Below are 13,541 nucleotides of genomic sequence, written 5' to 3'. Positions count from 1 at the left end.
GCCATGTGGGCGTCGCTGCGGCCCCTCGGCCGCAGCGACGCCTCCGGCGGCTACCGCCGCTACGCCTGGACCGGAGCCGACGCCGACTGCCGGCTCTGGTTCCGGATGCAGGCCGAGGCCCGCCGCCTCGACGTCGAGACCGACCGCAACGGCAACCAGTGGGCCTGGCTCGGCGACCCGGCCGCCGGCGACGCCGTCGTCACCGGCTCCCACCTCGACTCCGTACCCGACGGCGGCGCCTTCGACGGCCCCCTCGGCGTCGTCTCCGCCTTCGCCGCACTCGACGAGCTCCGCGCCCGCGGCGCGAGCTTCAAGCGGCCGCTGGCCATCGTCAACTTCGGCGACGAGGAAGGCGCCCGCTTCGGCCTCGCCTGCGTCGGCTCCCGCCTCACCTCCGGGCAGCTGACCAAGGAGAAGGCGTACGAGCTGCGCGACGCCGACGGGATCAGCCTCCCGCAGGCCATGGAGGCCGCCGGGTACGACCCCGACGCGATCGGGCCCGACCCCGAACGGCTCGCCCGCATCGGCGCCTTCGTCGAACTCCACGTCGAACAGGGCCGCGCCCTCGACCTGTCCGGCGACTCCGTCGGCATCGCCTCCGCCATCTGGCCGCACGGCCGCTGGCGGTTCGACTTCCGCGGCGAGGCCAACCACGCCGGCACCACCCGCCTCGTCGACCGGCACGACCCGATGCTCACCTACGCCGAGACCGTCCTGGCCGCCCGTACGGAGGCGGCACTCGCCGGAGCCGTCGCCACCTTCGGCAAGGTCGCCGTCGAACCGAACGGCGTCAACGCCATCCCCTCCCTCGTACGGGGCTGGCTCGACTCCCGCGCCGCCGACCAGGCCACCCTCGACACCGTGGTCACCGCCATCGAGAAGGCCGCCCGCGAGCGCGCCGACAAGGACGGCGTCGACCTCGCCGTCGTCCGGGAGTCCTTCACCCCGGTCGTCGAGTTCGAGCACGCCCTGCGCGACGAAATCAACCGGATCCTCGGCGGCTCCGTGCCCGTCCTCGGCACCGGCGCCGGACACGACGCGGGCATCCTGTCGGCGTCCGTCCCCACCGCGATGCTGTTCGTACGCAACCCCACGGGCGTCTCCCACTCCCCGCTGGAGTTCGCCCCCGAGGACGACTGCGTCGCCGGCGTCCTCGCCCTCGCCGACGTACTGGAAGGCCTGGCGTGTCACTGACCCCGCGCACGGTGAAGACGTACTGGCTGGAGCACGCCTGGCTCGGCACCCATGTCGAGCCGGGCGTCGCCCTCGACGTGTCCGACGACGGGCGCATCGCCGCCCTGCGGACCGGGGCCGCCGCCCCGCCGCCCGGCGCGGAGGTCCTGCGCGGCCTCACCCTCCCCGGCCTCGCCAACGCCCACTCCCACGCCTTCCACCGGGCCCTGCGCGGCACCGTCCAGGTCGGCTCGGGCACCTTCTGGACCTGGCGCGAGGTCATGTACGGCGTCGCCCGCCGCCTCACCCCCGACACGTACTTCGACCTCGCCCGGGCCGTGTACGCCGAGATGGCGCTCGCCGGAATCACGAACGTCGGCGAGTTCCACTACGTCCACCACCAGGCGGACGGCACCCCGTACGCCGACCCCAACGCCATGGGCGAAGCCCTCGTCGAAGCCGCCGCGGCCGCCGGCATCCGCATCACCCTCCTCGACACCGCCTACCTCTCCTCCGGCTTCGGCCAGGCCCCGAACGAGCACCAGCGGCGCTTCTCGGACGGCACCGCCGACGCCTGGGCCGAACGCGTCTCGGCCCTCAAGCCGCGCGGGCACGCCCTGATCGGCGCGGCCGTGCACTCGGTGCGCGCCGTCCCCGCGGAGCAGCTGGGCACCGTGGCCCGCTGGGCCGAGGAGCGGCAGGCCCCGCTGCACGTCCACCTCTCCGAGCAGACCGCCGAGAACGACGCCTGCCAGGCCGCCCACGGCTGCACGCCCACCCGGCTGCTCGCCGACCACGGGGTGCTCGGGCCGGGCACCACCGGCGTCCACAACACGCACCTCACCGACGAGGACATCGCGCTCCTCGGCGGCACCGCGACCGGCACCTGCATGTGCCCCACCACCGAACGGGACCTCGCCGACGGGATCGGGCCGGCGGTCCGCCTCCAGCAGGCGGGCAGCCCTCTGTCCCTGGGCAGCGACAGCCACGCCGTCATCGACCTGCTGGAGGAGGCGCGGGCCATGGAACTGGACGAGCGGCTCCGCAGCCGGACGCGGGGGCACTGGACCGCCAACGCGCTGCTGACAGCCGCCACCGCGGACGGCCACGCGGCGCTGGGCCTCCCGGACGCGGGCCGCCTCGAAGCGGGCGCCCTGGCCGACTTCACCACGGTGGCCCTGGACAGCGTCCGCACGGCAGGGCCCCTGCCGAGGCTCGGCGCCGAGACCGCCGTGTTCGCGGCGTCGGCCGCGGATGTCCGCCACACCGTCGTCGGCGGCCGCCACATCGTCCGAGACGGAGCCCACACTTTGGTCCCCGACGTCCCGTCGGCCCTGTCCACCGCCATCACCGCAGTCCGCACCTGACCCCACCCCACCCCGCGGCCGGGTCCCGCGGGGCCCGGCCCCGCACCCCCGCGCCTCAAACGCCGGCGGGGCTGTTCATCTCCGTCTGGGCCCGCGGGGCTCCGCCCCACACCCCGCGCCTCAAACGCCGGCGGGGCTGGATGGTCCCCCCGGTGGGGCTGAATGCGTCCCCCCGGTGGGGCTGAATGCGTCCCCCCGGTGGGGCTGAATGCGTCCCCCCGGTGGGGCTGGATGGGTCCCCTCGGGCAGGGGCCGGCTTGGCCCCTGCCGGGGCCGGCCGGCTTCAGCGCCGCTGTGGCTGGGGTTGCGGGGCTCCGCCCCACACCCCGCGCCTCAAACGCCGGCGGGGCTGGCAGGTCCCCGGCGGGACCGGGTGGTCCCCGGCGGGACGGATGGTCCCCGACGGGACCGGATGGTTCCGGCGGGACCGGATGGTTCCGACGGGAACCGGATGGGCCCGGCGGGGCCGCGCAGGTCCCCCGGTGGGGCCGGGCAGGTCCCCCGGTGGGGCCGGGCAGGTCCCCCGGTGGGGCTGGGCAGGTCCCCCGGTGGGGCTGGGCAGGTCCCCCGGTGGGGCTGGGCAGGTCCCCCGGTGGGGCTGGACAAGGCCCCGGCCGGGCCGGATCGGCACCCGGAAGGGCTGGGCTCGCACCCGGGGTGCCGGCCCGGCCGTCCGGCGGGGTCGGGCACATCCAGCCTGCGCGGCGTTTGAGCGCACGGGCGCGAAGCGCCCGCAAGGGGTTCGGGGCGCAGCCCCGGAGCTCCGGTCGGGTGCCTTTCGGTTCGCAGCCGGCGGGCCGGCACGTCCAGCCTGCGCGGCGTTTGAGCGCACGGGCGCGGAGCCCCGGCGCTTCGGGTGCGCGGCGTTTGCGGCGCGGGCCCGTAGGGTCGGCCTTGCGGCCGTGCGGCGGCAGCGGGTCCGGGGCGGAGCCCCGGTTTCGGGAAGGGGCGGGGTGGGGGAAAGCAACCCCTGGAAGGAACCCATGAGCACTACAGTCATCGGCAACATCGGAAGCCTCGTCACCAACGACCCCGCGCTGGGCGCAGGCCCCCTCGGCCTGGTCGAAAACGCAGCGGTCGTCGTTGAAGACGACCGCATCGCCTGGGTCGGCCCCACGGCCAAGGCCCCGCCGGCGGACACCGCCTTCGACGCCCAGGGCCGCGCCCTGATCCCCGGCTTCGTCGACTCCCACTCCCACCTCGTCTTCGCCGGCGACCGAACGGCCGAGTTCAACGCCCGCATGTCGGGCCGCAGCTACTCCGCCGGAGGCATCCGCACCACGGTCGCGGCAACCCGCGCCGCGTCCGACGCCGAGCTGGAGGCGAACCTGGTCCGCCACCTCGACGAGGCGCGCCGCCAGGGCACCACCACCTTCGAGACGAAGTCCGGCTACGGCCTGACCGTCGCCGACGAGGCCCGCGCCCTGCGCATCGCGGCCGCGCACACGGAGGAGGTGACCTACCTCGGCGCGCACATCGTCTCCCCGGACTACGCCGAGGACCCTGCCGGGTACGTCGCCCTCGTCACGGGCGAGATGCTCGCGGCGTGCGCCCCGTACGCCCGCTGGGTGGACGTCTTCTGCGAGAAGGGCGCCTTCGACGGCGACCAGGCCCGCGCGATCCTGACCGCGGGCGCGGCCGCCGGGCTGATTCCGCGCGTCCACGCCAACCAGCTGTCGTACGGCCCGGGCGTGCAGCTCGCGGTCGAGCTGGGCGCGGCCTCGGCCGACCACTGCACGCACCTGACCGACGCCGACGTCGACGCCCTCGCCCAGGCCGCGGACACCACCGTGGCGACGCTGCTGCCGGGCGCCGAGTTCTCCACCCGCGCGCAGTGGCCGGACGCCCGCCGGCTCCTGGAGGCGGGGGCGACGGTCGCGCTGTCCACGGACTGCAACCCGGGTTCCTCGTACACGAGCTCCATGCCGTTCTGCATCGCGCTCGCCGTCCGGGACATGGGGATGACGCCGGACGAGGCCGTCTGGTCGGCCACCGCGGGCGGCGCCCGCGCGCTGCGCCGTACGGACATCGGGGTCCTGACGCCGGGTGCCCGCGCCGACCTGGCGCTGCTGGAGGCCCCGAGCCACGTGCACCTGGCGTACCGGCCGGGCGTGCCGCTGGTCTCCGCGGTGTGGCAGCGGGGGGTGCGCGCGGCCTGACGGGCCGCGGCCGAACGCCGCGTCCTTCGTCTTCCCCTTGCAGGGCCCCGGGCGTACCTTGAGCCACCGATCTGATGTGCCGCCAGAATCGGTTCGAGGGGAGGACGAAGGTGTCCCACCGCACACGCTCGGCGGCGGTCGCGCTCGCGCTGGCCGGGGCGGCGGTTCTGCCCGCCGCCGGCACGGCGCGCGCCGACGTCGTGGACGTCGCCTACGACTGCAAGACGCCCATCGGGGACAAGTCGGCCGTCTCGCCCATCGACATCAAGGCCGCCCCGGAGGGCGGCGGCTACAAGCTGACGATGTCCTTCCGCAAGGGCGTCTCCTCCAGCCCGATCGAGCTCGGGAAGGGCGCGATGAACCCGAGCGCGGTCATCGTGGTGGGCGGCGCCGACCAGGGGCAGGTGGCGGTCTCCGGCCCGCCGAACCCCGAGGCGGCGCCCGCCAACACCCCCATCAAGATCACCGACCTGTCGGGCACCTACACCCCGAGGAAGTCGGGCCGGGTCACCTTCACGGCGGGCGTGCTGACCATCAAGGCGATGGGGACGACGACCACCTGCACCCCCGGCAACAGCCCGAAGCCGTCGCTGGAGCTGGACGTCACCGCCGCGGCCGGCGCCGGGGGCGGGCCCGCCGACACCCTCCCGCAGACCGGACCCGAGGACTCCGTCGCCGCCTTCGCCACCCTCGCCGGTACCGTGCTGCTGACCGGCACCGCGGGGCTGCTGTGGCTGAGCCGGCGCAGCCGCCGGGCCGCCCGGACCTGAACGGAGCACCGGTCATGCCCGTGCCCCGCCGCCCCCGCGGCCGGAGGGCCGCCTCCGTACTGCCGCTCCTGCTGCTGCTCGGTGCGGCCCCCGCCCGCGCCGCGGACGGCCCCGACTGGAGCGCCGCCCCCGAGCCGGGCACGGCCGGATCGGCGCCCCGGGCCGACTTCTACCTCGCCGGCGCCCCCGGAGCCGTACTGGAGGACCGGCTCGCCCTGGCCAACGCCTCCGACCGGCCGCGCACGCTCACCCTCCGGGGGGCCGATGCGGCCGGATCCTGGATCAGCTTCGGCGGGGCGGCCGCCGTCACCGTGCCGCCGCGGACCCGCGCGGCCGTCCCCTTCACGGTCACCGTCCCACCGGCCGCGCTGCCCGGCGACCGCCGGGCCGCCGTCATCGCCGCCGAGGCCGGCCGCGAGGAGGCCGTACGGGTCCACCTGCGCGTCGGCGGCCCGACGCTCGCCGCGCTGACCGTCGAGGACGTCGCGGTACGGGGCCGCGGCGCCCGCACGGAGGTCGCGTACACCCTGGTCAACCGGGGGAACGTGCCCCTCGCGCCGCGGGTGTCGGTGCGCGCCGAGGGCCTGTTCGGGCCGCTGCCCGGCCGCCCCGAGCGGGCCCTGCCCGCGGAGGTGCCGCCGGGCGGGCGGGTGCGCCTGGCCGAGCCGTGGCCGGGCGCACCCCGCCTCGACGCCGCCGACGTCACCCTGACCGCCACTGCCCCGGGAGCCGCGCCCGCCACCGCCACCGCGTCCGCCCGGTTCGCACCCGCCGGGCCCGCGGCCGGCGCGGGGACCGTGCTCGCCCTGGGCGGAGCCGCCGTGATGGTCCTCGCCCGCAGGCGGCACGCCCGGTGCAGGCCGCCCGTACCCGCCCCGGGACCGGGGCCGGCCCCCGCGCCGACGGGAGCACGCGCGTGACCGGCGGGTCCGCGGCCCGCGCCGCCGCGGCCGCGCTCGCGGCCTGCCTGCTCGCCGCGTCGGCACCGGCCTCCGCCGCGGACGCACAGCCGGCGGCTCAGCTCTCCCTCCGGGAGGCCGCCCCGGGAACGGAGCTCACGGTGACCGGCACGGGCTGGCGGGCCGGGACGCTGGTGATGCTGCTGGTCTGCGGCCAGAACATGATCGGCGGCACCAACAGCTGCGCCAACGCCGAGGGCGCGGCCGTCTCCGTCGGCGGCGACGGCCGCTTCACGGCGCGGCTGGCCGCCACCGCCCCGCCCAAGCCGTGCCCGTGCATCGTCAACGTCACCTCGGTCGCCGGGGACGCCGCCACCGTCGCCCTCCCGCTCGCGCTCACCGGCCACCCGGTCGCCGAACTGCCGCCCGAGCAGGGCGCGCCGCGCCTCGCGGTCCTGGGTCCGGCCCGGCTGGCGGGCGGAGACGGGATCCTGACCCGGTTCGGGGCGCCGCCCTCGCGCACCTTCACCGTCACCCTCGGGAACACCGGCCCCGGGCCCGTCGCGGACCCGGTCTTCCGCCTGGGCACGGCCCGCGGGGTCCACGCACCGCAGTGGGAGGAGGTCCGCTGGAAGGGCGCCATCCCGCCCGGGGGCCGGGCGGAGGTCCGGCTGCCCGTCACGCTCGGGGCCGGCGCGCACGGGAGCCACACGGTCTCCCTCATGTACGGGGAGACGGTCCTGGCGGCCCGGCCGTGGGCGGTGGCCCGCCCGTACGGGGTGCTGCTGTTCTGGGCCCTGCTCCTGCTGGTGGTGCCCGCCGGCCTGTTCCGGGCCGGGATGGCCCTCGTCGACCGGGTCCGGCCGGCGCCCGCGCCGGAGGCACCGGCCGGGGAAGGAGCCGCCCCCGAGGCGGCCGGGCCGGGGGAGGCCGCCGCCGACCTGCCGTGGTTCACGGCACCGCAGACGTCCGCACCGTCAGCCGGCAGTCCGACGACGAAGGGACACCAGTGAAGACCCAACGGAGGGTGAGCGCGGCCGCGGCCGCGCTGCTGTTCGGCGGCGCGGCCGCGCTGCTGGGGGCGGGCCCCGCCCAAGCGGCGGAGGTCGCGTACAAGGTGGAGTGCATACCGCCCGCGGGCGGCGGCGGCCCGGTCCAGGGCACGACGACCGTCTCGGTGACGGCGCCCGCCGCCGCGAAGGTCGGCGACGAGGTCGAGGTGGTGTGGAAGACCGTCAAGGCGGCCTCGGACAACACGGACCTGATGGACCTCGGCAAGGACACCGTGAAGCCGACCGGCTGGGTGGGGCTCGGCGGGGCGCTCGCGGGCGAGGTGAAGCTGGAGGGGGAGCGGAAGAACCCGCCGATCCCCAAGAAGGCGCCGATGGTGCTGTCCGACATGAAGGGGAAGGTCAAGCTGACGAAGGCGGGGGAGGTGACGATCACCCCGGGCCGGTACGACGTGGACTTCAGCGGGTTCGTCACGCGCTGTTCGCCCAAGGAGGCGGCCGCTGCGGCGGCGGTGATCAAGGTGTCGGACGGCGGCTCGGCGAGCGGCGGCACGACGAGCGGGGGCACGGCCTCCGGCGGCTCGGCGAGCGGCGGCACCACGTCCGGTGGCACCACCTCGGGCGCAAGCACCGCCTCCGGCGGCGCCGCGACCGGCGGCTCGTCCACGGGCGGCACCGCCTCCGGCGGCGCCACGACCGGTGGCGGCGGCGGGCAGACCGACTTCCCCGGCAAGCCCGTCGAGGTGGCCTTCGACTGCGGCGCCGTCGTCCCGGGCGGCGTCAAGACCCCGGTGACGGTCAACGCGAGGAAGAACGGCGGCGGCTTCGACCTCACCGTGAAGACCGCCAAGGGGGCGATGGCCAGCCCCATGGCCCTCCCCGCGGGCGCCCTGAAGCCCTCGATGGACATCAGGCTCGGCGGCGCGGACACCGGCACGGTCCGGGTCTCCGGCCCGGCCAACGCGGAGCCGATCCCGGACAAGGCCCCGGTCAGCCTGAGCGACATGACCGGCACCTACAAGCCGGGCGCGACCGGCAAGGTCACGCTGACCCCTGACCGGCTGACCATCGACGTGACGATGAGCCCCGGCTCGACGCCGATCAACGTGCCCTGCAAGGCGGTCTCCAGCGGCGTGTCCCTGGAACTGGACACCACCGCCCAGCCCGGCGGCTCCGGCTCCCCGGCCTCCGCAGGCGCAGCCTCCGCCGGGTCGGGCGGCCCCGGCGGCCTCGCCGAGACCGGCGCGGCCGACACGGGCGGCGTGCGGGCGCTCGCGGTGGCCGCCGCGACGGTGGTCCTGCTCGGCGCGGCGGTGTTCACGCTCACCCCCTGGCACCGCCTGCGCGGCGGCACCCGCCGCTGACGGGACCGGCGTGACGCCGACGGCCCGGCACCCCTTCCACAGGGGTGCCGGGCCGCCGGCTCAGCGCGAGTGCGGGTGCGTCAGTGGACGTCGCCCATCAGCGCCTGGACCTTCTTGCGGTAGGCGTAGACCGCCACACCGGCGAGGACGGCGGCGCTCGCCTGGATGCCGATGATGATCGTGCCGTTCAGGTCCACGCCGGCCAGCGACAGCAGGCCGGTGGTGCAGTCGCCCGCGGTGACCGCGAGGAACCAGACGCCCATCATCTGGGAGGCGTACTTCTGCGGGGCCATCTTCGTGGTGACGGAGAGGCCGACCGGGGAGAGGCACAGCTCGCCGATGGTCTGGATCATGTAGATCGAGACGAGCCACATCGGGGAGACCATGGTGCCGTCGCCGGCCATGTTCATCGGGACGATGAAGACGAAGAACGAGCCGCCGACCAGGACCAGGCCCATCGCGAACTTCACGATGGTGTTCGGCTCCTGGTTCCTGCGGGCCAGCCACAGCCACAGCCAGGCGAAGACCGGGGCCAGTGCCATCACGAACAGCGGGTTCAGGGACTGGTACCAGGTGGCCGAGAAGCCGAGGCCGAAGACGGTGTCGGCGGTCTTGGAGTCCGCGAACAGCGACAGCGTCGAGCCGCCCTGGTCGTAGATCATCCAGAAGACGGCGGCGGCGACGAAGAACCAGATGTACGCCGTCATCTTCGACTGCTCGGTGCTGTTCAGGTCCTTGTCGCGCTTGATGCGGACCAGCACGGCCACCGGGATGATCAGACCGGCGAGGGTCAGCGGCACGAGCACCCAGTTCAGGGTGTACGCGCCCAGGGCGACCACGGCGCCGTAGAAGACGGCGATGGCGGCGGCACCGAGGGCGGCCTTGGTGATGACCGCCTTGCGCTCCTCGGCCGACAGCGGGTTCGGGACCTGGCTGCTCTTCGGGCTGAGGTGCTTGGTGCCGATGAGGAACTGCGCGAGGCCGATGCCCATGCCGACGGCGGCGAGGGCGAAGCCCAGGTGCCAGTTGTATTCCTTGCCGACCGTGCCGACGACGAACGGGGCGACGAACGCGCCGAGGTTGATGCCGATGTAGAACAGCGTGAAGCCGCCGTCACGGCGCGGGTCCTCGGGACCGTCGTAGAGGTGGCCGACCATCGTGGAGATGTTGGCCTTCAGCAGACCGGAGCCCACCGCGACGAGGAGCAGGCCGACGAAGAACACCGCCTGGCCGGGCAGGGCCAGCGTCAGGTGGCCCGTCATGATCACGAAGCCGGCGATGGCGACCGTCTTGCGCGCGCCCCAGACCCGGTCGCCGAACCATCCGCCCGGCATGGCCATCAGGTAGACCATGGACACGTAGACGGAGTAGATGGCCGTCGTCGTGGCCGCGGTCATGGCCAGGCCGCCGCCCTGGGATCCCGTGGCGGCGTCCGCGCCGCCCGAGACCAGGTAGTACACCAGCAGCGCCCGCATGCCGTAGTAGGAGAAGCGCTCCCACATCTCGGTCATGAAGAGAGTGGCCAGGCCACGGGGGTGGCCGAAGAAGGTCTTCTCGGCGGACGGGTCCACCGCGCCCTTCGTCAGGCTGGAAGCCATGGTCGATCCTTGTTTGCTCGGGACGCCTGGCTTCGTGAGCCGGTCGGCGCCCGGTGGGGGGTGGCCGGAACCGGCGGCTGCTGTCCCTGCCCCCACGCCCCGGGGACCGCACCCGCGCCGCGGAGGGAGCGGGGGAACAAGCGCAACCGGGATCCACGCCCTCGCGCACACGAACGCGCGCGGGGCGCCGGCCCACAGGTCATCCACTGTCACCGAAGCCGATCGGGAAAGTCGTCAAGACCCTCTGATCGATCCGGACAGAATTGAGACCTTTGGCTCGGATTTCGGCGCAAAGGTCCCGGTGGTAGTGCATCAGGCGTCTCGCCACCATACGACACGACGGGGCGGCATATGAAAGGACTTGAGAGATGGATCACAAGGAGATTGGGAACCGTTTCGGCATTTTCGAAGGCTGCCTGCCTTCATAAGGCCAGATGGAAAGGGGTGCGCGGGGCCGCCCCTGCGGATCGCCGCCGCGGACTACCATCACCCACATGACGCGTGTACTGCTCGCCGAGGACGACGCATCCATCTCGGAGCCCCTGGCCCGCGCCCTGCGCCGGGAGGGGTACGACGTCGAGGTCCGGGAGGACGGCCCGGCCGCCCTCGACGCAGGACTCCAGGGCGGCGTCGACCTCGTCGTCCTCGACCTCGGCCTGCCCGGCATGGACGGCCTGGAGGTCGCCCGCCGGCTGCGCGCCGAGGGGCTCGGCTTCCCCATCCTCGTGCTGACCGCACGCGCCGACGAGGTCGACACCGTCGTGGGCCTGGACGCGGGCGCCGACGACTACGTCACCAAGCCGTTCCGCCTCGCCGAGCTCCTCGCCCGCGTCCGGGCCCTGCTGCGGCGCGGCGCCGCCGAGGCCCCCCAGCCCGCCGCCACGCACGGCGTCCGCATCGACGTGGAGTCCCACCGCGCCTGGATGGGGGAGGAGGAGCTCCAGCTCACCGCGAAGGAGTTCGACCTCCTGCGCGTCCTCGTCCGCGACGCCGGCCGCGTCGTCACCCGCGACCAGCTCATGCGCGAGGTGTGGGACACCACCTGGTGGTCCTCCACCAAGACCCTCGACATGCACATCTCCTGGCTCCGCAAGAAGCTCGGCGACGACGCCGCGAACCCCCGCTACATCGCCACCGTCCGCGGCGTCGGCTTCCGCTTCGAGAAGAGCTGACCGGGCCCCCAGCCATGCGCCGCCGCCTCATCCAGTCCACCCTCGCCGTGGTGCTCGTCGTGATCGCCGTCTTCGGCGTCTCCCTCGTCATCGTGGAGACCCGCACGATCACCAGCAGCGCCCAGGACCGCATCGAGTCCGAGGCCCTGCGCCTGGCGGGCATCGTCGAGGCGAGCGCGGCGGAGCGCCGCCCCATCGACTCCGACGCCCTCGCCGAGCAGCTCGACCCCGGCCGCTACGCCCGGATCACCGTCCCCGGGCAGCCCCCCGTCGAGGTCGGCGAGCGGACCGACGAGAGCGTCCTGCGCGGCACCGCCAAGGGCGAGCAGGGCGAACTCGTCGTCGTCGAGGAGCCCCGCTCCATCGTCACCGAGGAGGTCGGGCGGACCCTCGCCGTGGTCGGCGCGGTGGCGCTGCTCGCCGTCGTCGCCGCCGTGGCGCTCGCGATCCGCCAGGCCAACCGGCTGGCGTCCCCGCTCACCGACCTCGCCGAGACCGCCGAACGGCTCGGCTCCGGCGACCCCCGCCCCCGCCACCGCCGCTACGGGGTGCCCGAGCTGGACCGCGTCGCGGACGTCCTCGACTCCAGCGCCGAGCGGATCGGGCGGATGCTCACCGCCGAGCGGCGCCTGGCCGCCGACGCCTCACACCAGCTGCGCACCCCGCTGACCGCGCTGTCGATGCGGCTGGAGGAGATCACCGTCACCGACGACCTCGCGACCGTCCGCGAGGAGGCCACCATCGCGCTCGCCCAGGTGGAGCGGCTCACCGACGTCGTCCAGCGGCTGCTGACGAACTCCCGCGACCCGCGCACGGGCTCCGCGGTCCCCTTCGACCTCGACGAGGTCGTCAAACAGCAGGTGGAGGAGTGGCGCCCCGCCTACCGCAGCGAGGGGCGGGCCATCGTCCGCTCCGGCAAGACCGGCGTACGGGCCTTCGGGACGCCCGGCGCGGTCGCCCAGGTGCTGGCCACCCTCGTGGAGAACGCGCTCATGCACGGCGGCGGCACCGTCGCCCTGCGCACCCGCGTCGTCGGCAACCAGGCCGTCCTGGAAGTCACCGACGAGGGGCCCGGCGTCCCGCCCGACCTGGGCAACCGGATCTTCGAGCGGGCCATCAGCGGCCGCAACTCCACCGGCATCGGCCTCGCCGTCGCCCGCGACCTCGCCGAGGCCGACGGCGGCCGCCTCGAACTGCTCCAGGCCCAGCCCCCGGTCTTCGCCCTGTTCCTCAGCCGCACCCAGCCCGAGCGCGGCGAGCGGGAGCAGACCGTCCGCTGACCCGGTGAAGGCCGGCCGGCCGACGCCCTACTTGTTTCCGGCGGGCTCCGGGGAGCGCGTCCCGCCCTCCCGCGCCGGCCGGGCCGCGGCCCGCACCGCCGGCGCCGGTTCCGCGACCGCCGGGGGCGCCGCCTGCGGCAGCGCCTTGAAGACCCACGTCCGGTACGACCAGAAGCGGAACACCGTGGCCGTGCCGATGCCGACGAACTTGAACACGTTGGAGGCGAGCCGGCCGTCCCAGCCGAACCCGTACGTGGCCGCGTACAGCACGCCGTTCTCGATCACCAGGCCGATCAGGCTGAACGCCACGAACAGCGGCACCTCCCGCGAGCCGCCCGTCCGCGCCCGGTCCCGGTAGGTGAAGTACCGGAAGCCGAGGTAGTTCGTCGTGATCGCGACGACGGTGGCTATCACGCTCGCCCGGACCACCTGCAGGTCCGTGGTGTGCCGCAGCAGGTTGAAGACGCCCAGGTTGACGAGCACGCCCAGGCCCCCGACAGCCCCGAACTTCGCGACTTCGCGTGCGAGGCCGCGTACGCGTTCGAGGGCGGAGCCCCGTTCCGGCGTGGTCATGGTGATGGTCGGTCCCGTCCGTAGCGGCCCCCAGCGGGGCGTCCGTCGCCTCTCGATCGGCCACTCATGCTAAGTGTCCCCCCGCCGGCCCGTCTGTGCCTTCGGGCACTGTGCGTTCGTACAGGTGCGCGACGCAGGGCGCACGGGATGTTGCTACGAGTTCTGGGCGGGGCCGC

At 74.8% G+C, this 13,541-nt stretch carries 11 protein-coding genes; 9 read left to right on the top strand and 2 right to left on the bottom strand.

Translation table 11 applies throughout. The annotated features are described in order from the left end of the window. Positions 1-3 precede the first annotated feature (3 nt). The 7 genes from IE170_RS17825 to IE170_RS17795 all read left to right on the top strand — a co-directional run bounded on the left by IE170_RS17825 (position 4) and on the right by IE170_RS17795 (position 8,742). On the top strand, positions 4-1,194 hold the full coding sequence (locus IE170_RS17825) for an allantoate amidohydrolase (RefSeq protein WP_189810514.1): 1,191 nt from the start codon (positions 4-6) through the stop codon (positions 1,192-1,194). Continuing rightward, entirely contained in the window at positions 1,185-2,540 is a 1,356-nt protein-coding gene (locus IE170_RS17820) for a formimidoylglutamate deiminase (RefSeq protein WP_189810385.1), read from the top strand. The genes IE170_RS17825 and IE170_RS17820 overlap by 10 nt, the downstream gene beginning before the upstream one ends. Positions 2,541-3,523: 983 nt before the next feature. Further along, the gene (hutI, locus tag IE170_RS17815; RefSeq protein WP_189810384.1) at positions 3,524-4,699 is read left to right on the top strand and encodes an imidazolonepropionase; all 1,176 of its coding nucleotides are present in this window, start codon (positions 3,524-3,526) and stop codon (positions 4,697-4,699) included. 110 nt (positions 4,700-4,809) lie between these two features. Next, a complete protein-coding gene (locus tag IE170_RS17810) occupies positions 4,810-5,469 on the top strand; it encodes an LPXTG cell wall anchor domain-containing protein (protein ID WP_189810383.1) in 660 nt (219 codons plus the stop codon). Between the two features lie 14 nt (positions 5,470-5,483). After that, positions 5,484-6,389, top strand: coding sequence for a COG1470 family protein (locus IE170_RS17805; RefSeq protein ID WP_189810382.1), 906 nt, complete (start codon positions 5,484-5,486; stop codon positions 6,387-6,389). Continuing rightward, positions 6,386-7,381, top strand: coding sequence for a neocarzinostatin apoprotein domain-containing protein (locus tag IE170_RS17800; protein ID WP_189810381.1), 996 nt, complete (start codon positions 6,386-6,388; stop codon positions 7,379-7,381). The genes IE170_RS17805 and IE170_RS17800 overlap by 4 nt, the downstream gene beginning before the upstream one ends. After that, positions 7,378-8,742, top strand: a complete 1,365-nt coding sequence (locus IE170_RS17795) for a hypothetical protein (protein WP_229884919.1) — start codon at positions 7,378-7,380, stop codon at positions 8,740-8,742. The genes IE170_RS17800 and IE170_RS17795 overlap by 4 nt, the downstream gene beginning before the upstream one ends. An 80-nt stretch (positions 8,743-8,822) precedes the next feature. Here IE170_RS17795 and IE170_RS17790 read toward each other — a convergent pair whose 3' ends face one another. Beyond that, on the bottom strand, positions 8,823-10,340 hold the full coding sequence (locus IE170_RS17790) for a peptide MFS transporter (protein WP_189810380.1): 1,518 nt from the start codon (positions 10,338-10,340) through the stop codon (positions 8,823-8,825). 494 nt (positions 10,341-10,834) lie between these two features. On the opposite strand from IE170_RS17790, the gene IE170_RS17785 reads away from it, so the two are divergent. Beyond that, positions 10,835-11,512, top strand: a complete 678-nt coding sequence (locus tag IE170_RS17785) for a response regulator transcription factor (RefSeq protein WP_125546019.1) — start codon at positions 10,835-10,837, stop codon at positions 11,510-11,512. Between the two features lie 14 nt (positions 11,513-11,526). Then, a complete protein-coding gene (locus IE170_RS17780) occupies positions 11,527-12,792 on the top strand; it encodes a sensor histidine kinase (RefSeq protein WP_189810379.1) in 1,266 nt (421 codons plus the stop codon). Positions 12,793-12,819: 27 nt separating this feature from the next. Here IE170_RS17780 and IE170_RS17775 read toward each other — a convergent pair whose 3' ends face one another. Continuing rightward, on the bottom strand, positions 12,820-13,365 hold the full coding sequence (locus IE170_RS17775) for a GtrA family protein (protein ID WP_189810378.1): 546 nt from the start codon (positions 13,363-13,365) through the stop codon (positions 12,820-12,822). Between the last annotated feature and the right edge of the window lie 176 nt (positions 13,366-13,541).

This window comes from Streptomyces toxytricini (genome assembly GCF_014649915.1).
Lineage (GTDB): Bacteria > Actinomycetota > Actinomycetes > Streptomycetales > Streptomycetaceae > Streptomyces > Streptomyces toxytricini.
The sequence above is the reverse complement of the archived record's forward strand: the minus strand, read 5'-3'. Positions and strand labels throughout refer to the sequence as shown.

Coding starts and splice junctions, on each gene's coding strand:
- IE170_RS17780 (WP_189810379.1), top strand. CDS start 11,527: ATGCGCCGCCGCCTCATCCAGTCCACCCTCGCCGTGGTGCTCGTCGTG.
- IE170_RS17805 (WP_189810382.1), top strand. CDS start 5,484: ATGCCCGTGCCCCGCCGCCCCCGCGGCCGGAGGGCCGCCTCCGTACTG.
- hutI (WP_189810384.1), top strand. CDS start 3,524: ATGAGCACTACAGTCATCGGCAACATCGGAAGCCTCGTCACCAACGAC.
- IE170_RS17790 (WP_189810380.1), bottom strand. CDS start 10,340: ATGGCTTCCAGCCTGACGAAGGGCGCGGTGGACCCGTCCGCCGAGAAG.
- IE170_RS17775 (WP_189810378.1), bottom strand. CDS start 13,365: ATGACCACGCCGGAACGGGGCTCCGCCCTCGAACGCGTACGCGGCCTC.
- IE170_RS17825 (WP_189810514.1), top strand. CDS start 4: ATGTGGGCGTCGCTGCGGCCCCTCGGCCGCAGCGACGCCTCCGGCGGC.
- IE170_RS17785 (WP_125546019.1), top strand. CDS start 10,835: ATGACGCGTGTACTGCTCGCCGAGGACGACGCATCCATCTCGGAGCCC.